Origin of the sequence: Flavobacterium sp. UBA6135, from assembly GCF_002428305.1 — a bacterium.
Classification (GTDB): domain Bacteria; phylum Bacteroidota; class Bacteroidia; order Flavobacteriales; family Flavobacteriaceae; genus Flavobacterium.
In genome coordinates, this window is sequence record NZ_DIVJ01000044.1 from 1 (window position 1) to 21,174 (window position 21,174).

Genomic DNA, 21,174 nt, shown 5'->3' on the forward strand with positions numbered 1-21,174 from the left:
CATTGGAAGAAATTGCTCCTGATAAAGTTTCCATCGTGAAACTATATCAATCAAAAGAAATCCCGATTTTTGAAAAGTACCATATCGAAAGACAAATCAAAACGTCTTTTGGAAGAACCGTGTCAATGAGCAAAGGTGCTTATTTGATAATTGAACATACTGAAGCACTTCATGTTATTGATGTAAACAGTGGAAACAGATCAAACAAAGCCCAAAATCAAGAAGACACTGCTCTTGAAGTAAACATGATTGCCGCCGCAGAAGTAGCAAGACAGTTGCGTTTGAGAGATATGGGAGGTATTATTGTTGTTGATTTTATCGATATGCAAAATCCTGAAAATCGAAGAATTCTATTTGACTTCTTAAGAGAAGAAATGAGCGATGACAAAGCCAAACACAAAATCTTACCGCCTAGTAAATTTGGATTAATTCAAATTACCAGACAACGAGTAAGACCTGAAGTCAACATTAAAACCAGAGAAGAAGACCCGAACAACGGATTTGGAGAAATAGATGCTCCTATTCAAGTTATTGATAAGATTTCTTTGGAAGTTGAACGATTAAAAGCCCATAAAAAAATTGTGTTAAACGCACATCCTTTTGTGGCAGCATACCTAACCAAAGGTTTTCCATCATTACGTTCAAAATGGTTTTTTGAACATAAGAAATGGGTGAAAATCATACCTCGTGATGCTTACACGTTTTTACAATACCAATTTTATGATAAAGATGGTAATGTAATAAAAGAATAAAAATGAACGCTTGTCTTGAAAAAGATGAGCGTTTTTTTTTGAAGTTATTCCACCACAAACTCCACTTTTCGTTTAATTTCAACCCCATTTTCATCTGTAACCGTTATAAAACGAACGCCTGAAGTAGTTTTTATGGGCATTTCATGAAAGGTTTGTGTCATTCCCAAATACTGATTATCCACATACCAATACAATTTGATTTTGGGTTGCGAATGAGCTACTTTTAAAATCACAGGTTGCAGTTCGCTGTTAAAATTTTTAGTCAAATAAATTTTACTATTGGATTTTGGATAAATAAAATCCATTGACCCGGAAGTTACAGCACTACAATCCTCTCTAAAAGGTGGCAAAACGGAGTAATCAATATTTTTTGATTTATAATACCATTCCATAACAGGTGGCAATACAAACCAAGATTTGGCAACCATGTTTTCTATGGCTTCACAATTCGCATGAACACGATAGGTTTCTGTTGCATCCAAATGAATGGATTTGTGATACGGACATATTTTGGTTTGCTTCCCTGAAAGTGGAATCCATTGTTTTACTGTTGTACATAATTCAGAAGCCAAATGACCACTTTTTTCACAAACGGCCACTTGCTCAATAGCATTTAAAGGTTTTTCAAACCAAGGTGTTTTTGGCATTATTCTAAATACATCAAATAAAATTGGAGCAGCACTACTCACGCCGGTTAAGGAAGGTCTTCCTTCTCCTGTTGCATTTCCAACCCATACACCCACCACATATTTCGAACTCGTGCCAATTGCCCATGCATCGCGATTGCCAAAACTCGTACCTGTTTTCCATGCAATGGGCAACGACGAATCATAAAACCGCCAAGCCTCATCACCTTCCGGACGATTGACCTCTTTCATGGCTTGATAAGTCAAATAAACAGCTCCGGCTCCCACAATATTTTTCTGAAAGGATGTGTTTCCAAAATCAATGGTTTTGTTTTGGAAATAATTCAAATTAGAAAATTCATTTTTGCGATACGAACTTTGATTATCAGTATACTGATTCAATGTGCCTGTCAATCCTGCATAGGTTCTGCATAAATCCCACAAATTACTTTCTGCACCTCCTAAAATTAAAGACAAACCATAATGATTGGGAGGTCTATTGATGTTTCGTAAACTGTATTTTTGAAGTTGTTCATAAAACCGATTTACACCATAATCCTGCAACATCAAAACAGCCGGAATATTCAGCGAGCGAGACAAAGCCCGTTGAGCCGGAACAGCTCCGTCATAACTAAAATTAAAATTTTGCGGATTATACCCCGAAATTTGTGTTGGAATATCGGGAATCAACATGTTTGGCAACAATTCGCCTTCGTCTAACATGGCGGCATAAAGCAAGGGTTTTAAAATACTTCCCGTACTTCTGGCTGCTGTGATGATATCTACATCTTTTTGATGTTCTTTATCCGTAGGACTGTTTCCAACATAACCCACAATATTTCTTGTTTCAACATCCACAATCAAGATTGCCAAATTATAAACTTCGTTTTGATTGTATTGGTTGTAATAATTCCGTGCTATTTGATTTACACGCTCTTGAATTGCGACCTCTATTGTGGTTTGAATGCGTTTTCCTTCATTTCTTTTTGCGATGCGTTGCAATAAATGAGGGGCAGTTTGCGGTAAATCAAAAGGTTTTTGTGGCAACAATTCTTGTAAAGCCAACTCATACGTCATTTGGTCAATTACTCTGTTTTCAAAAAGTTTAAGCAACAACCGATTTCTTTTTTGCAATAATCTATCTTGATTTTTTCCGGGATAAATTAGGCTTGGAGCATTCGGTAAAACCGCTAAGGTCGCCGTTTCCGCCCACGATAACTGATGCGATTGCACGCCAAAATACCGCCACGAAGCCATTTCTAATCCCACCACGTTGCTGCCAAACGGAGCATGAGCGGCATATAATTTTAGTATGCTTTTTTTTGAATGACGAAATTCCAAACGCGTAGCCAAAACCATTTCAATGCTTTTTTCAAAATAGGTTCTGTTTTTTCCTTTTCGGGAAAGGCGAATGACTTGTTGGGTCAATGTACTTCCGCCACGAACAACGCGATTAGCTTTGCTATTTTGCCGAAAGGCATTCCACATCGAAATCGGGTTAAAACCGGGATGATAGTTAAAATGCTGGTCTTCAAAAGTAATAATGCATTGTTGAAATTTCTCCGGCACACTATCCGCTGCCGGAAATCGCCATTGCCCATCACGAGCGATTTTGGCTCCTAATAAATTACCTTCTTTACTTTCAATTACGGTGGAATAGGGTTCGTTAAAAAGTGTTCGTGGTAAGCAAAAATAATAGCCCACCAACAAGAGCAAAATCAAAATGGATTTGATTTTGTGTTGGAGGATTTTGGTTTTGGCTTTATGGAGGAAGGGTTTGAGCACGGAGATAAAACTAATTTTGTTGTTCATATTTGTCAAAACTATAAGCTCCGAAGTCAGGGACTTCGGAGAGCTAGTGTTCTAAAATATACTTATTGAAAACTTTGTACATATGCTATTTTACTAATCAAGTTCAATTATTTTAACAGCTTCATTTATGTACAAATTTGAATCATAATTAATAGCGTTTTCTATTATTCTATAATCTAATTTGAGTCCATTTCGCTGAACACTTTCGCCAGTGGGATAAAAACCACCGTATCCTGTAAATGCTTCTTCAGAACCATCGGGCAAAACAAAGAGGGTTATATTGGTTGGAGCACCACTGGTTTGTTCTCCAATAGTAATGCAATTGGGTGATTGCTGTATTGCCATACCAACATATTCACCTCTACTTGCCGTATTTCTATCGACCAATAAAATTACTTTACCTTTATAATACTTCTTAGAACTAGCAGCCGTCTTAAAAGGGTCGCTTATGAATCGTAATGGAGCTTCGGCATCATATTCACAAACAGATGGATAAGCATTTATAGGTAAACTAACCTTTATAAACTCTTTTCTTTTTGACAATAGATGTTTAGTAATATCAGATGCAGTAACGTTTTTTGGATATTTTCTCAAATCTATAATCAATCCTTTTGTAGAGGAGAACTGTTTAAAAGCATTTTCTACATCCTTTTTTGTCATTTTCCCTAAATTTATATACCCTATATTTGGTTTAACAAAATAATAGTTGTCCTTATTATCCGAATCATCTGTCTTGGCATCGAAGTCAAACTTTTCATATAACTTAATATACTTATTGACCACTTCGCCATTCTTTTTTATAATGTCAACATTAATGGAATCTACATTATTACATAGTATTAAACTGTACGACAACCCTACATTAAGAGCATTTGAATTTGAAGCTGAGATCAAACTTGCAAAAGTAGAAGTGATATAGGTTGAAATTTTTTGATTTTTGATTTTCACAATAACATCTCCAAGTTCAATACCGTTTTCTGCGGCTAGTTTATTGTTTGCAAAACGATTTACAACAGCAGAATCATTCACTATCTTCACATTAAAACTTGCATAAAATTTGAACAATGAATCCCTAACTTCACTAGAGAAACCCATGGAATGAGAATCATTTAATTTTGCAACAATCTTCAATTTTGCAATCTCAAACGTTACTTTTGAGTTTGCATTTGAAAAATCATTAATAGCACCATCCAAAACATCGAACCACTTTTCATCGGTCAAATATTTATTTAGGTTCCAATATTGCATCGCATTCCAAAAACTAAATACAGTCAACAATCGGTGGTGTTTGTTGTTTAAATCGAAATCTTTAATTCCTTTCTCATTTTCAAAGGAAACCATTCTAGTGAGCTTACTTACCTTTGCATAAAAATTACCTATATTCCCATTGTTTTTTAATTTATTTAGCTCATTTGTTAATTCAACGCCAAATACCGTTTTGTCAATCCAATCGTAATCTTGGTTTTTAAAAAAAAGCTTTGAATTATCAATTTTTCTTTCTTTAAAACTTGTATTTTTAGAATTGTACTTTCTAACGAAGTCCAATAAAAAAGCATTTATTTTTTCCTGTGATTCAACTTTTTCGGAACTTTCCATAATCTCTAAAAAAAAACCATCCCAATCGTATTTCCCCTTGCTAACGTCTGGATGATGATATTTCATTAATCCCCAAACTAATCCTATTTGTTTAAATTTTTGTATATCTGTTATTTTCGTTTGTGAGTAAAGAATAGAACTTGTAAAAATAATTAGAAATAGAAAATGTTTTTTCATAAAAATAAATATGCGAATTAAATGATAATAAAGAACCTCATAGCTTTATTAATAAATAAAAATAGGATTTCTTGGATTCTAAATATCCTACTTTTCTGTTAAATCTTTCTTTTGAAACCATTATTTGACAAAAACCTATAGCCCTGATTGCAGCGAAAAGCAGGATTGGCTTCATATAAAGTTGGCAGTTTTCAGTCTCAGTTTTTAGTTGGCAGATGTTCAGATAATATTGAAAATGCAGCAATCCAATCTTGATGAGATTCCTCCTGCGTCGGAATGACACAACGAGGAGGAAAATCGGAATGACACAACGAGGTGTTACTCCTTCACCACTTCCACCCATTGACCGAATGTTCGTGCTGCATACGTGTTGTCGTACATCGCTTCGGCTTGCATACCGGGGAGATAATAGTTGCCCAAATAGGACGCGTTTAACAGCACTCGGAACGTTCTGGACTCGTTGGCTTTGAGGCCAAAATAGAAATTGGTGCGGTCATCGCGAATGTCGATGTGGTCGGCTACGTTGTTGCCAAAACTGCCAAAATCGGTAAAACGCGTGTTCACAATTTCAAATCCGGATGGGATAATTTGGGTTAATGCCAGATTTTCCAAGCGTTCATTGGTTTGGTTTCGGATGGTAATTTCGGCAATAAACTCAGTTCCTTGAGCGATTTTTGACACGTTGACTTGTGCTCCGCTTCGGTTTTTAAAGACGAGATTGGTGTATAATTTGCTTTGCATCGCTTTTTCTTGACCTATTGGCAAAATTCCGCTCGTGAGCACTCGCACATACAAGGTATTGGATTTAGTGTTTTTGATGGTAATGGAATTGCTTCCGTTTTTGATGTCTAAATTTCTGTTTGCCAATGATTTTGCGGTCGTGATAGTTTGCGATTTTCCGTTTAACGAATAAGTTACTTCAACACCTTTTCCGCCGTTTTGTTGAGCGAATTTTGACATGGCATACAAACCATACGCCGTGGTTTGTGTACTCATCCATTGGTCAGAAGCCATATTTTTGGCTAAATCAGTCGCCATTTTGAAAGCTCTTTGTTTGTCACCAATTAAAATCAGCGTTTCCAATGCCATCGCTTTATTTCGGTCAGAAGAACCATAATAATAGTAATAATTCTGATTGGTTTCATCAATTTTGCTTTGGTTAAACAAACTTTGAGCGGCTTGTTTTTGTCCGGCCAACGCATAGGCAGCAGCCAAACGCAATTTGCTTTCGTTGGATATTCCGGTGGTTTCTCGCAAACGGTTCATTGAAGCCATGTCTGGCGAACCGGCCAAAGCTAAAGTATACAATCGATAAGCTTGAGCAAAATCGTTGTGATAACCTTTGTTCAATCGCCATTCTTTGGATGCTTTTTGCTGATAGGCGATCCATTTTGATTTAAAATTAAGTGGCAACACATAGCCTTTTTTCTCCGCTTCAATGAGGAAATGACCCACGTAGGAAGAACTCCAATCATCGGCATAATTTTGCCCACTCCAATAGGAAAATCCACCATTAGCAATTTGGAAACCGCCTAGTTTTTGGATTCCAATTTTGATGTTTTTCTGAATTTCGTTTTTACGATTTTGATCAATATCGAAAATATCAGCCAAATATAATTGCGGGAAAACACTTGAAGTCGTTTGCTCCAAGCAACCGTGTGGATATTGAATTAAATACTGTAATCTTCTGCTAAAGTCAATCGTCGGGAAAGACGAAACCTCCAATTGTGCTTTGTTGCTTCCGGCGACACCAAACGTAGCCACATCAATTGTTTTGGAACTATTGGGTTCTAAAATTACATCGGTAAACTCATTTGTAATTGGGTTTGGATTCGTGATATCCAATTCAACTTCATACGTTGCTTTTTCATTGCCGGATGTGGCGATGACTTGCACTTTTGCCAATCCGGTTAACTCCCCAACTTCCAAATCAAAATACACCATTTTTTCATCCGGTTGAGCGAAAGATAAACTTTGGGTTGTTGAACCCAAAACTTTCATCCCGTTGTTGGTTCTAACTTGAACGTTTACATTTTTCACCTGATTTTCCATTGCGAAAACAGTAATTGGCAACGTCACTTTTTCAGTTGGCGATACTTTTCTTGGCAATGAAGCCAATACCATCAACGGTTTTCTAACCGGAGTTGTTTTTTCTGCACTTCCATAAGCACTAGTATTCAAATCTCCGGCTACCACCATTGTTCTGACTGAACCAATATAATTTGGCATGGTGATTTGATGTGTTTTCGTTTGTCCTTTTTCTAATTTGAAAGGCCCTAAATATATCACAACCGGCTTGAATCTATTGGCTTTTTTAGCTTTTGCTCCACCCAAATCTTCGTCACCTCCAATGCTGAATATCTGATTGATTTTTCCTCCGTAAGCTCCAATTACTTCGTCATAAATATCCCAAGTTTTAACCCCTAATGCTTCTCGAGTGTAAAAACTATTCCATGCATTTGGTGTTTTAAATCGGGTTAAATCCAGCAAACCATCATCCACAATTGCCAAGGTGTATGTCATCGCTTTTCCAGATTTTTCGCTTACGCGGATTTTGACTTTCTCTTCCGGTTTCAATACTTCAGGCATAGAAAGTTGTGGTTCAAGTATCGTATTTTTATCCAAAACTTCAATCGGGATGATTCCATACAAACGAATCGGCGAATCATTTAACGTTGTGGCATGTGGCTGCAATAGCGTTACATGAATGTAAACATTCGGAGCCATTTCAGCTGTTATGGGAATGTCCACTTTTGTTTCCCCTTTTTGTGTAGAAGCCCATAAAGTTTGCACCACACGGGTCCCGTTTTCAATAGAAATCAAAGCCCTGCTTCCGGCACTTGAAGGGAAAGAAATGATTGCTTTTTCTCCAACTGCATACTTCTTTTTGTTGGCAGAAAAAACGAGCATATTAGCATTTGAAGCATCTGAATTTCTGGTTTTTCCTGACCAATAAGGCCAATCAATCATGACCGTCTGACCGGTTGCATGACCGCCGTTTGGATCTGAAATTCGAACCAAATAACGTCCCCATTCCGATTCTTCATTTTTGAATTGAAAACTGGCTTTTCCGTTGGAATCCGTATTTACAATCAGATTTTTAAAAGGTGTGGTAGCTTTTGAAGATGTATAGCTGGATAAATTATCATAACTAGCATCCCACCACCAACGCCATTCCACTTTATAAACTTTTACTTCAAGGTTTTTAACGGCTTTTGGCTTTCCGTTTTCATCTACTGTAACCACATCAAAACGATTGGTTTTTCCGGTTTCCAACAAGCCGTATTTATTAACTTCGGGGGTTTTTAATCCGATATAGGTTTCATAAGGCGAGAAATTGGCCGTCATTACATCGGTGCTGAAATCACCTCCGTTTTCATAGACTTTAGTCATAAAAGAAGCTTTCAACATTCCGGGTGCTTGACTGGAAACTTTCGGTTGCAATTTAAACGTAGCTTTCCCTTCTGCATCTGTTTTCCCTGAAAATATATTGGTTTCTTCTGTTTCAAATGTTCTAACCGGATCATCAAAAGTATAGTTTGAATAACCTTTGAAAGTGGTTTTTTGTTGCGTAAACTTTGCTTGAATTTCCATTTTCAAGTCTTTTGCAACAGCTCCATGAAGCCAAGTTACTTCTGCATTCCCCAAATTAGATTTTGAAGACGAAAGCATTTCTGAATCAAATTTGTTTTTGATTTTTAATCGGTTCGGTTTGATGGTTTCAATTTTGATACTTTTATAAAATTGAGCACCTCCAACACTGATAATTGCTTCCCAATTTCCGGTTGGATGACTGTCTCGGGTGGCAACCACAAATTTATAATGATTGGCATCATTGTATTTTTGAACCGATTGAAACATTAATTTACCTTCCGGATCATTCAATTTAAATTTTATAGGATGTGATTTTTCCAATTTATTTGCCACATCATTTAGCATGAATCCGATGAACAAAGTATCTCCAGGACGCCAAACGCCACGTTCCCCATAAATATATCCTTTCAAGCCTTTTTGTAATTTTTCTCCGGAGACATCAAAGTTGCTGACAGACAACGAATAGCCATCGTCTAATTTGACATAGGTGGCTTGATTGTCTTTTGATACAATTGCAAAATAGGCATATTTATCAATGTTAACTGAAGCCGCTCCTTCACTTCCTGTTTTTACAGAAGCCAATTTTTGTTGTTGATAATCATAAAAATCTACTGTTGCTCCTGAAACCGGACTCGTGGTCACAATATTATTCACTGCCACAAAATAAGAACCGTTCTCACCTCTTTTGGCAATAACTCCTAAATCACTTGCCAAAACATTCATTCCGATGGGACCGCGTCTGTAATAAGAGTCTGAACACGCATCTTGTCGGTCTTGCCATTCATAATCATCATACCAATAATAATCGTAATAATCTTCATCAACAGAACGAACCTCATCTTCATCATCATTATCCGATTCATCGGATTGCGTTGAAGACTGCTCACATTTGTAGAGTGAATAGGTTTTTTTGAACGATAGTTCAACACGATAAATTGCCCCGGGTTCCGGGTTAATAATTTTAGCCAAATCCAAAGCAAAAACGTTCCATTTGCTGTAATTGGATAATTTTTTTTCTTCCAAATTAATGGTTTGTTTGGCTACCGGAGCGGCAACTTTTCTTAAATCCCGTTTTCCGTTTAAATTATTATCCTGTAAAAACTGCAGTATATTGTTCTTGTAAATTTTATATACTTTTACGTCAACAGCTTTCAGGTTGGCTGCTTCAAAATTTATTTTTAGATTGTTGGAACTTGGTAAAATGGTTCCGTTCTTTATAAACCGAATACCCGGTTTGAGTTGGTTAAAAGAAACTTTTTCTGCATAATTATTTTTCATCTTATAGCCGTCTTCACTTTGAATGCCTTGAAAGACCTCCAAAAGCAAATCACCTTTTAATGATTCTGTAAAAAACACTTTCAGCACATTCCCTTGAATGGCAAACTTGGGATTACTGGCGGTTTCAACAGTTACCAATCCCGACAAATCTTGTCCTTTTTTGATAGGATCAGAAAAATTGATGTGCAACGTTTGATTGTTTTCATCGGCTACTTCTGCTCCAATTATTTTAAAATTATTTTTGCCGGGGATATCAAAATCCATACTTCCTTTTTCGTCAATATCATAAGGATTTCCGTTCCATGAAATTTTAATTGTACTGTCTTCAATTTCGCGTTTGATGCTGTCTATAACAAATTTAAACTCTGTTGAAGAGCTCATCTCTTTGTCAAATCTTAGTTTTAGTTTTTTTCCCTTTTGATTCACTTCAACCAACTTTTTGGCTGTTTCAAAATCCAAATGATCACTGGTTTGAATCACTCCGTTCAAAAATTGCCACTCTTTGCTATACGATTGTAAATCTAATGTTGAAATTGAAAAATCCTGTTTCAACGTTTTTACTGAAAATTTAAACTCAGAAAGATTTTCAGAAGTTTTAATAATTTTGGAAAGTTTCAGCTTTATACGGTATTCTGTATCTTGTTTTAAGCTTTGTTCCGGAACAAAAGCAAGCGTATTGCTTGAAAGAGCCACTACTTTCCCTTTGACAGAAGGAGAAATTTCAAAAAGACTTTGATCCACTTCCTGATTGGCCGTCCATTCGTTTTTATCAAAAGTAAAAACTACACGAATATCACTTTTGCTGGATATGAGTCCCGAACTAAAGGATTGTATGTATTCTTTGAACAATGAAAAATCAGAATTAAAATCTTCTGTAGATTCTTTTTTGCCACAAGAGTGTAGCACAACAACCGCAACAAGGAGTTGCATCAAACGTTTGATTGACATTGTTCATTAAGATTTAAAAAGTGGAACGAAAAAGTGTGGTTTATCTCTTTGCAATAACACAAAAAGTATTCCAAATATTGTGTTAAATGTAAGAATAATTTAAGAAGAAATTATAGGTTAATTCATTTCCGTTTCGAGGCAAAAAACCGCAGCATTAATTCGCTGCATTGTTGTTCTAAAATTCCTTGAATTACTTCTGTTTTTGGGTGTAATTTAGTTCCCATTTTCATAAAACCTCTGTTTTCATCACGAGCTCCAAAAACAATTTTTGAAATCTGACTCCAATACAAAGCACCGGCACACATTTGACACGGCTCAAGGGTTACATATAACGTGCAATCTTTTAAATATTTCCCACCTAAAAAATTAGCAGCAGAGGTTATGGCTTGCATTTCGGCGTGAGCCGTAACATCGTTGAGTAATTCGGTTAAATTATGTGTTCTGGCGATGACTTTATTTTCCACCACAATGATGGCTCCAACAGGAACTTCGCCTTTTTCAAAAGCAATTTCGGCTTCTTGCAAGGCTTTTTTCATAAAATACTCGTGGGTAAACGGATTTTCCATAGAAACAAAAATACAATTTCAATTCGTACATTTGTCTCATGGTTGAAAATTTACTTTCACATATTTCTTATCCCGTTGATTTACGCAAACTAAACGCAAATCAACTTCCGCAATTGGCTCAGGAATTACGCGACTTTATTATCGATATTGTTTCGGTTAAAGAAGGCCATTTGGGAGCCAGTTTGGGTGTGGTGGAGTTAACAATTGCCTTGCATTATGTTTTCAACACGCCGGAAGATTTGTTGGTTTGGGATGTAGGTCATCAAGCCTACGGTCATAAAATTTTGACAGGTCGGAAATCCATTTTTCATACCAATCGGCAATTAAATGGTATTTCCGGTTTTCCGAAAAGGAGCGAAAGCGAGTTTGATACGTTTGGTGTTGGACATTCTTCTACTTCGATTTCTGCGGCGTTGGGAATGGCGATTGCTTCTCAACTGAAAGGAGAAAGCAAACATCACATTGCGGTGATTGGCGATGCTTCGATTGCGAGCGGAATGGCGTTTGAAGGATTGAATCATGCCGGAGTAACCGATGCAAATTTATTGGTGATTTTAAATGATAATGCGATTGGCATTGACCCAAGTGTCGGGGCTTTGAAAAATTATCTCACTGCCGTGAAAGAAGGCAAAAATCCGAAAGTGAATAACATGATTAAATCGTTGAATTTTGATTATTCGGGTCCGATTGATGGTCATGATCTTTTTGCAGTTATTCAGGAATTGGAACGGTTGAAAAAAGTTAAAGGTCCAAAATTTTTACATGTTATTACTACCAAAGGAAAAGGACTTCAAAAAGCGGAAGAAGACCAAGTAAAATACCATGCTCCAGGGAAATTTGATAAAATTACTGGTGAGATTCATTTAAAAGAAGAAGGTCATTTACCACCTAAATTTCAAGATGTTTTTGGTTTGACGTTAGTGGAATTGGCTCAACAAAACGAAAAAATTATTGGTATTACTCCTGCAATGCCAACGGGAAGTTCGCTTAAATTTATGATGGATGCTTTTCCGGACAGAGCATTTGATGTGGGAATTGCAGAACAACATGCCGTAACGTTATCAGCGGGAATGGCAACACAAGGCATGGTTGTTTTTTGCAACATTTATTCTACTTTTTTGCAACGAGCGTATGACCAAGTGATTCATGATGTGGCGTTGCAAAATCTTCCTGTGATTTTTTGTTTAGACAGAGCCGGTTTAGTTGGTGAAGACGGTGCCACGCATCACGGAGTTTTTGATTTGGCGTATTTGCGATGCATTCCGAATATGATTATTTTTTCACCAAGGAACGAAATTGAATTGCGAAACATGCTTTACACCGCACAATTAGGAATAAATCATCCAATTGCAATTCGTTATCCGAGAGGAAGAGGCGAAATGGTGGATTGGCAACAACCGTTTCAAAAAATTGAAATTGGAAAAGCAACGTTATTGAAAAAAGGATCGAAGACAGCGATTTTATCCAATGGTTTTATTGGTCGAAATGTTACATTGGCTTTAGCTGAAATTGAAAAATCGGAACTTTTTTCGCATTATGATTTTTCTTTTGTGAAACCGTTGGATGAAACACTTTTACATTTCATTTTTGCAGAATACAAAAACATCATAACACTTGAAGATGGTGTAAAATCTGGAGGTTTTGGCAGTGCAATTCTTGAATTTGCTGCTTCAAACAATTATCAAAGGCAAATTAACGTTTTAGGAATTCCGGATGAATTTATTGAACACGGCACTATTGATGAATTACAAACTATTTGTTCAATGGATAGTAAAAGTTTGTTAAGTTCTTTGTCAGCTTATACAAAATAGTCATTTTTGCATTTTTAAAAATTTCCTTTAATGAGTTTATATTCAAAATTAAGAATTCTATTATTTGTATTGGTTTGTTCAGTTTCATCTGCTCAGGAAATATTGATTTCTTTAAAAGATAAAGACAGTTTGGTTGTAAAAAAAGACACCACGTATTGGGAACATAAAAATGTGGCCGGATTGGATTTTAGTCAAATTGCATTTGTTAACTGGAATGCGGGAGGTAACAGTTCTGTTTCGGGATTATTGAAGGGAAATTTCACCAGAAAATACCAAAGAAAAAATGTGATTTGGAACAATGAAATGATTCTCCGTTATGGTATAAACAAACAAGAAGATAGGGAATTACGAAAAACAGAAGATGCTTTTTCGGTAAGTTCTAATTTTGGTTATAGAAAACATCCAAAATCAAATTGGTATTCCTCAGCTAGATTTAATTTTAACACCCAATTTACAAATGGATATGCCTATCCAAATATTGAAATTCCCATTTCAAAGCCATTTGCACCCGCCTATATTTTTCTTGGTGTGGGGTCTGAATACAACAGAAAAGATTTAAATCTAAACGTATATTTTTCACCATTAACCAACAAGACCACTTTGGTTTTAGATCAAACTTTAGCTGACAAAGGCTCTTTTGGGGTTCAGAGAGCAATTTTTGACGAAGAAGGAAATTTGCTTCGAAGAGGGAAAAAAGTACGCAATGAGTTTGGTATGCTTCTCACCAATTATTGGAAAAAAGAGATTTATAAAAACATGGTACTTGAGAATCGGTTTTCTTTATATTCTGATTATATCAACAATTTTGGTAATATTGATGTTGATTGGCAAGTTCAAGTAGAAATGATAGTTAACAAATATGTAAGAGCCAACATTGGCATTCACACCATTTATGACGATGACATAAAAGCTAAAGAAGAAGTTAATGGCGAACAAATTACCGTAGGTCCAAAAGTGCAATTGAAACAAATGTTAGGTATAGGAATTACCTATTTGTTTTAGAAAAAACCCCGAAATAAGTTATGTTATTTCGGGGTTTTTTTATTTAGTTTTTCATCAATTTGAAACTTTGTTGCACTTGATCAGAATTGACCTTTATCAAATAAACACCCGTTAATAAATGAGAAAGATTTATAGATTTTTCTCCTGAAAAATTAGAGATGGATTCATTGTAGACCCTTCTCCCATTCAAATCAAAAACTTGTATTGAAAGTTTAGAAAAGGTAAAATCTGAATTACTAAGTGTTACAATTCCTGTTGTTGGATTAGGAAATAAATGAATATTCATTTTGTTTTCAACAGATGCAACGGCTAAAGTTGTGCAATTTGGCCCTGGTGGCGGTGGTGTAAAATCTTCTACTTGGTCGGAAGCACTACTTGCTAAACCAGAAGAAGCATTTATACCCAAACCTCGATTGGCAAAAACACCCCAAATCATACAGAAATCTTCACCACCTGTAGTTGCTTGATCTGCCGCTATAAGTGCATTTCTTGCATCAACAAATGAAGGATTACAAGGTTGTATTTTTAAACCATCAATGACCAATTGCATTACTTTATTGTTTCCACCTGTTCCGGAATATATATTTGAATCATAACCGTATTTTGCAATATAAGCCCATGTCAAATCCCACAACATTGTTGCCCAAACTGAGCCTACTCCGTGAGGTATCGAAAGTGTGTTGGTGTTTCCAAAAGTAAGTGGATTTACGGCCATATTAATTGAATAAGGAAATGATCTAATTCCGGTTCCGTTTGTGGGTTGATTTACAGCATATGTTCCAATCCCTCTAACTGCTGTTCCAACATCACCTAGTTTTAATTGCATCATCAGAGCAAACCAATCTGACCAACCTTCTCCCATTTGTTCTGCATTATTCAAACACGATGAATTATTTCTTCCACCAGCCAAGCGAATGGAAATTCCATGACCGTATTCGTGGGCAATAATTCCGTTATCAAACGAACCATCAGAATTAATAAAAGCATCTAATGGGTTTTGAAGTGTAGCATTAACGGTTCCTTGTGCCATTTGAGCAATAATTGACTCACCAACAGCCTGAGTTACACTAATGGCAGGGATTGTTATTGTGGCGTCTGCACCGCCCATCACAATGTTGCCCTCTACATTGTTAACAATTATAACTGCAATGGCTCCTGCATTTTGAGCATTTTTCACCTTTTCAACAAATAAACAAGTACCTCTTCTGATTACACAAATTTTACCCGCAATTGCCTGAGCATTTATAGCTACTGAACAAGCGTCAGAAGTATCTGGAGTTCCATCAACATATAAAACCAAATTTGAAGTAATACCATTTGGTGCCGTTGGTAGTGGTATATTTCCCGGATTAAAATTATTATCTCTTGTGGCATAAGCCCCTGCAATTGCAGTTGGTGAATTTACTGTTAAAGCCAGTGTTGGTGGTCCTACATCCCACAAATACATTTGCATTCTTCCTCTAATACCATCTACCGGTGTAGAAAAATTAGCATTATTAATTCCTGAACCGTCTTGAGCATCTGCTAACACATAATCATTTTGTGACGCTCCATTTCCATAATTATTTTGTTGAAAATTACCACTTTGTTCATCAAATCCATAGTTATACCAAACATCATGCATAATGTTTGACATGTAAAACAAATTTGTTGTTGCTGCATTAGTGTATGTGCTTGGTTGTGTATTATTGCCCCCATAAGGGTAGTCAAAGACTAATGTTGCTCCTCCATTTGGTGCTAATCCACCTGTTCCGTTATTCCCGGCAATATCTTCTTTTGCCCAAACATTATTTCCTCTTGTTATTGTAAACTCAGCTCCGGGAATTCCGTTGGTGTCATGCCATCCAAATGGAGATGCTGTAACATTAAATGGAGAAGAAATAAGTTCTCTTGAGCCATGATTTGGGCTTTCTATATAGTAAGGATAAACTCTATATGAGCCTGACATGACCTCAAGTGGCGTTGAAGTTGATTCAGTGGTAAGACCGATTGGCTTTGTAAATCCATTAAAGTGGTTATGATTAGAGTGATTTGATGCTTCTCCAAAATTACAATTTAGAGTTAAATCAAATTTTTCCAAAACATTTCCATTGATTGCATCAATTCGAATGCTCCATAGGTTTTTGTAATTTGGAGTATAAAAAGTGAAGTCCCAAGCCAAACGCAGCGAATTGTCATCTGTTAATTGATATACTAATTTACATAAAACTGACTCATCTAATTCTATAGCATTGTTGATTTTATAATAATTTTGTCGAATTGTTTCTTCAATATAAAAAGATTCTACTGCTTCTATGGAAAAATGTGCATAAGCTAATTCCAGGGCCTGAATAGCATCATAAACAGGAGTTGTAGCATTGATTCGTTGTGAAATATTGGCTTCAAAACGATTGCCTACATGAAAAACTTCTCCATTTTTAATTGAAAAATTTGATTGCCCGTGAAAAAGTTCAATGCCTTGATGGCGTTGTTTCAAATAATAGTTGCGAATTTTAGTTGTTTTTGAATAGGTCTCACTTTCAACAATCCAATCCGAACCATCTTGAGCAGTAATTCCAAGACTAGCAAGGTTTGCATCCATGTATGTTTGCAGCCTTTGTAACTCTTCTTGCGAATAACTCAAAAGGGAAAAAAATGATACAATGATAAAGATGCTTTTTTTCATTCTTACTTATTATTTTGAACCAAAAATAGATTTTAATTTGTAATTATTCGTCAATTGTTTAAAAGCCAGACAATTTTAACTGTTGTTTGACGATATAATTTTGTTGTATAAAACCGCATTCCCATCGGTTAAGAGGGAAATAAAATGGCAGATGTGTAACAACCGTTCATATACTGTCTCTTTATCTATACGATATTTTTCAGGTAATAGTTCTAACAACAATTTATCATAATTGGTTTCTACGCCTTCATGTTTGTTGTTATAAGCAGTAATGAAATTATCCAGTAGGTTATTTAAAATAGTATAGCCTGTAATTTCTTTTTCAATCACTTCGCGACTTTTGTAGATTTTTTTTACACTCAACTGAATGATATCATCCATTTGTGCTTTGTAGCTACTTTTGTCTGACAAAGCAAAGGGAAATTGACCATTCAAGATTGCTTCTTCGTTGGCCACAAAAACGGCTACCGCATCATTTATCAAACTTCCAATAGCTAATGCTCTCAGATAGCTAATTCTGTCTTCTTTGGTTTTTAGTGAGTTGTATTTAGCGGTATCGATGGTATTTTTTACCAGTTTCACCAAAAATTCTAACGCATAATCTTCATCTACTAAACCTAAATTGATACCGTCTTCAAAATCGATAATGGTATAGCAAATATCATCAGCTGCTTCCACTAAGTATGCCAAAGGATGTCGTTCAAAGCCAATATCATCACCTGATTTGTTTGAGATTAATCCCAATTCAGAGGCCACTTCTGTAAAAAAATCTTTGTCTTGTTGAAAAAAGCCATATTTTTTATCAGCAATATTTTTTGTTGGTTTTTTGGGTAGGCTTTCTTTGGGATATTTCATAAAAGCTCCCAAGGTAGCATAAGAAATTCGCAAACCGCCTTCGTTGCCGGGTCTTGAACCCGTTAGTACGGAAAATCCATTGGCATTCCCTTCGAAGTCAATCAAATCTTGCCATTGTTTTGCTGTAAGTTGTGACTTGAATTTTTGTCCTTTTCCGTTTTTAAAATACTCGCCTATGGCTTTTTCGCCTGAATGACCAAATGGCGGATTTCCGATATCGTGAGCTAAACAAGCAGCTGCAACAATAGCTCCAAAATCATTCATTTGAAAACCGTGCACTTCTTTTAAATGGGGGTATTTTTCAATGATTTTTTTTCCTACTAGCCTACCGATGGAACGCCCCACTACAGAAACTTCCAAACTGTGTGTCAATCTTGTGTGTACAAAATCGGTTTTAGAGAGGGGAATTACTTGTGTTTTATCTTGTAAACTTCTAAAAGCAGCGGAGAAGATGATTCTATCATAATCTACTTCAAAACCCAGGCGGGTGTCGTCTTGTTCTACTCTAAGTCGTTTTCCTTTATCGCCTTGACGTTTTAAGGATAAAAGTTGTTCCCATTTCATCATGAAACTGCTGGTTTAAGCGTTTTTATTTGTATTATTTCTTTTCATTAGCCAAGAAGAAGTTTCTTGACTTTTTAGGATATTTATTATAACTGATATCGCTCGGGTTTTCAATAACCGTTTTGATGTTGATTTTATCTCCTATTTTAAAGCCGGCTTGGGTATATTTATAATCTAACAAGTATTCTCCACAGAAATAGTTCCCGTTTTCATCTTTTTCAATGACTCCGGTGTAAACGCCTTTTTTATCTTTTGACATAGTTTTTGAATTTGATTTTCAAATGTACGAATTGATATTGATAATTAGTAAAACAGCCATTCACCCCAAGTGAACAGCTGCTTTTTTGTACTGTTTGTTCTTAATTTTATTTATAACTACGACCCACACATTTCACAATCTTCCGGACCTGCATTTTTGGCCATTTCAATCATGGCTCGGTATTCTTCCGGAGTCATTTCAACGGGTTCGTTTAGCACCGCAATGGATTCTAATTTTTGAATAACCGGTTGTGGTTTTACTTCTTGCGGTTCTGCTTTTTTGTCGTTATTTAATGTAAACTTGATGGCATCTACGGCAGATTTTGTACGCAAGTAATACATTCCGGTTTTTAAACCTGATTGCCAAGCGTAGAAATGCATCGACGTTAGTTTCGCATAGGTTGCTCCTTCCATAAACAAGTTCAAGGACTGTGATTGGTCAATGAAATAACCTCGTTGACGTGACATATCGATGATGTCTTTCATGCTCATTTCCCAAACGGTTTTGTATAATTCTTTGATATCTTGCGGGATGGCCTCAATGTTTTGCACAGAGCCATTGTTACGCATGATTTCCTGTTTCAAGGTATCATTCCACAAACCAAGCTTTACTAAGTCTTCTAATAAATGTTTGTTTACAACAATGAACTCTCCTGAAAGTACTCTTCTAGTATAAATATTAGAGGTGTAAGGCTCGAAAGCTTCGTTGTTTCCTAAGATTTGTGAGGTAGAAGCGGTTGGCATTGGAGCTACTAACAATGAGTTTCTCACACCGTGTTCTACAACTTCTTTACGCAAGCTTTCCCAATCCCATCTTCCGGATAAATCGCTGTCTTTTAATCCCCAAAGGTTGTATTGGAATTCACCTTCAGAAATTGGTGAACCTTTAAACGTGGAATACGGTCCTTCTTCTTTTGCCATTTCCATAGAAGCGGTTACGGCTGCAAAATAAAGGGTTTCAAAAATATCTTGATTCATTTGTTTAGCTTCGTCACTTGTGAACGGTAAACGCAATAAAATAAACGCATCTGCCAAACCTTGCACTCCCAATCCAATTGGACGGTGACGCATGTTAGAGTTTTCAGCTTCCGGAACCGGGTAATAATTTCTATCGATAACTCGGTTTAAGTTTCGGGTTACTCTTTTAGTTACTTCATATAATCGTTGGTGATCAAACTGACCATTTTCGATGAACATGGGTAGCGAAATAGAAGCTAAATTACACACCGCTACTTCATCAGGAGCAGTGTATTCCAAAATCTCAGTACATAAATTTGACGAACGAATGGTTCCTAAATTTTTCTGGTTTGATTTACGGTTGGCTGCATCTTTATACAACATATAAGGTGTTCCTGTTTCAATTTGCGATTCTAGGATTTTCTCCCAAAGTTCACGAGCACGAACGGTTTTTCTGCCTTTTCCGGCGGCTTCATATTTGTGATACAAAGCTTCAAACTCGTCACCATAAACATCACATAAACCAGGACATTCGTTTGGACACATTAAGGTCCACGATGCATCGTCTTGCACGCGTTTCATGAATAAATCGGACGTCCACATGGCAAAGAATAAATCTCTGGCACGCATTTCTTCTTTTCCGGTATTCTTTTTCAAATCTAAAAATTCGAAAATATCAGCATGCCATGTTTCTAAATAAATGGCAAAACTTCCTTTTCTTTTTCCACCACCTTGGTCAACGTAACGAGCGGTGTCATTGAAAACACGCAACATCGGCACGATTCCGTTTGAAGTCCCGTTTGTGCCACGAATGTAGGACCCGGTTGCACGAACGTTGTGAATAGACAACCCGATTCCGCCCGCAGATTGCGAAATTTTAGCGGTTTGTTTCAAGGTATCATAAATTCCGTCGATGCTGTCATCTTTCATCGTTAACAAGAAACAAGACGACATTTGCGGTTTTGGAGTTCCGGCATTAAATAAGGTTGGTGTAGCGTGCGTGAAGAATTTTTTCGACATCAATTCGTAGGTTTCTTTCACTGCTTCGATGTCATTTAAATGAATACCCACCGAAACACGCATCAACATATGTTGTGGTCTTTCAACAATTTTTCCGTTTATTTTTAGCAAATACGAACGTTCTAATGTTTTAAAACCGAAATAATCATAATTAAAATCTCTGTTATAAATAATCATGGAATCCAATGTTTCTGCGTTGGCCATGATGGCTTCATACACCTCATCAGAAAGTAACGGCGACTTTTGCCCTGTACGTGGGTTCACGTAGTGGTACATATCGGACATTGTTTCTGAAAACGATTTTTTGGTGTTCTTGTGTAAGTTAGAAACAGCAATACGTGCTGCTAATTGTGCATAATCCGGATGAGCAATCGTCATCGAAGCGGCAGTTTCTGCTGCTAAATTATCTAATTCTGATGTAGTCACACCGTCATACAATCCTTCAATCACTCGCATGGCCACCTTTACAGAATCGACCAAATCATTTAAACCATAGCATAGTTTTTTAATTCTATCTGTGATTTTGTCAAACATTACCGGCTCTTTGTGGCCGTCTCTTTTTACTACATACATACTTTTACGTGTTTTTAAAACAGAAAATCCCTTTTGCTGTTTTGGGTTATTTGTTAGTTGATTTTTGGGAAACTAATCCCGGAAGCTAGGAACCCTTCGAGGGTTTGGAACCCTCGAAGG

At 36.4% G+C, this 21,174-nt stretch carries 11 protein-coding genes; 3 read left to right on the forward strand and 8 right to left on the reverse strand.

What is annotated here, in order from left to right:
- Nucleotides 1-752 (forward strand): ribonuclease E/G (locus tag B3L86_RS10890; RefSeq protein WP_291118908.1); only part of this gene is annotated, 752 nt, incomplete at its 5' end.
- 44 nt (nucleotides 753-796) lie between these two features.
- Here the strand turns inward: B3L86_RS10890 and pbpC are convergent.
- The 4 genes from pbpC to B3L86_RS10910 form a co-directional block, all read right to left on the reverse strand.
- Entirely contained in the window at nucleotides 797-3,190 is a 2,394-nt protein-coding gene (gene pbpC, locus B3L86_RS10895) for a penicillin-binding protein 1C (protein ID WP_291118911.1), read from the reverse strand.
- Nucleotides 3,191-3,283: 93 nt separating this feature from the next.
- A complete protein-coding gene (locus B3L86_RS10900; protein ID WP_291118914.1) occupies nucleotides 3,284-4,852 on the reverse strand; it encodes a S41 family peptidase in 1,569 nt (522 codons plus the stop codon).
- 429 nt (nucleotides 4,853-5,281) lie between these two features.
- On the reverse strand, nucleotides 5,282-10,783 hold the full coding sequence (locus B3L86_RS10905; RefSeq protein WP_291118917.1) for an alpha-2-macroglobulin family protein: 5,502 nt from the start codon (nucleotides 10,781-10,783) through the stop codon (nucleotides 5,282-5,284).
- A 122-nt stretch (nucleotides 10,784-10,905) separates the two neighbouring features.
- Nucleotides 10,906-11,349 carry a nucleoside deaminase gene (locus B3L86_RS10910; protein ID WP_291118920.1) on the reverse strand — a complete coding sequence of 148 codons (444 nt, stop codon included), beginning with the start codon at nucleotides 11,347-11,349 and terminating at the stop codon, nucleotides 10,906-10,908.
- 38 nt (nucleotides 11,350-11,387) lie between these two features.
- Here B3L86_RS10910 and B3L86_RS10915 point away from each other — a divergent pair, with 38 nt between their 5' ends.
- Both B3L86_RS10915 and B3L86_RS10920 read left to right on the forward strand, forming a co-directional pair.
- Nucleotides 11,388-13,160, forward strand: coding sequence for a 1-deoxy-D-xylulose-5-phosphate synthase (locus tag B3L86_RS10915; protein WP_291118922.1), 1,773 nt, complete (start codon nucleotides 11,388-11,390; stop codon nucleotides 13,158-13,160).
- A 30-nt stretch (nucleotides 13,161-13,190) separates the two neighbouring features.
- Complete coding sequence (locus tag B3L86_RS10920; RefSeq protein ID WP_291118924.1) at nucleotides 13,191-14,162, forward strand: DUF3078 domain-containing protein; 972 nt, start codon at nucleotides 13,191-13,193, stop codon at nucleotides 14,160-14,162.
- Between the two features lie 43 nt (nucleotides 14,163-14,205).
- On the opposite strand, the gene B3L86_RS10925 is transcribed toward B3L86_RS10920, so the two are convergent.
- The 4 genes from B3L86_RS10925 to B3L86_RS10940 all read right to left on the reverse strand — a co-directional run bounded on the left by B3L86_RS10925 (nucleotide 14,206) and on the right by B3L86_RS10940 (nucleotide 21,054).
- Entirely contained in the window at nucleotides 14,206-16,827 is a 2,622-nt protein-coding gene (locus tag B3L86_RS10925) for a T9SS-dependent M36 family metallopeptidase (protein WP_291118927.1), read from the reverse strand.
- Nucleotides 16,828-16,902: 75 nt separating this feature from the next.
- Nucleotides 16,903-18,246: a deoxyguanosinetriphosphate triphosphohydrolase gene (locus B3L86_RS10930; RefSeq protein WP_291119054.1), complete on the reverse strand. Its 1,344-nt coding sequence runs from the start codon at nucleotides 18,244-18,246 to the stop codon at nucleotides 16,903-16,905.
- Between the two features lie 34 nt (nucleotides 18,247-18,280).
- Complete coding sequence (locus B3L86_RS10935) at nucleotides 18,281-18,505, reverse strand: hypothetical protein (RefSeq protein WP_291118930.1); 225 nt, start codon at nucleotides 18,503-18,505, stop codon at nucleotides 18,281-18,283.
- A gap of 116 nt (nucleotides 18,506-18,621) precedes the next feature.
- The gene (locus tag B3L86_RS10940; protein WP_291118933.1) at nucleotides 18,622-21,054 is read right to left on the reverse strand and encodes a ribonucleoside-diphosphate reductase subunit alpha; all 2,433 of its coding nucleotides are present in this window, start codon (nucleotides 21,052-21,054) and stop codon (nucleotides 18,622-18,624) included.
- Nucleotides 21,055-21,174: the final 120 nt, after the last annotated feature.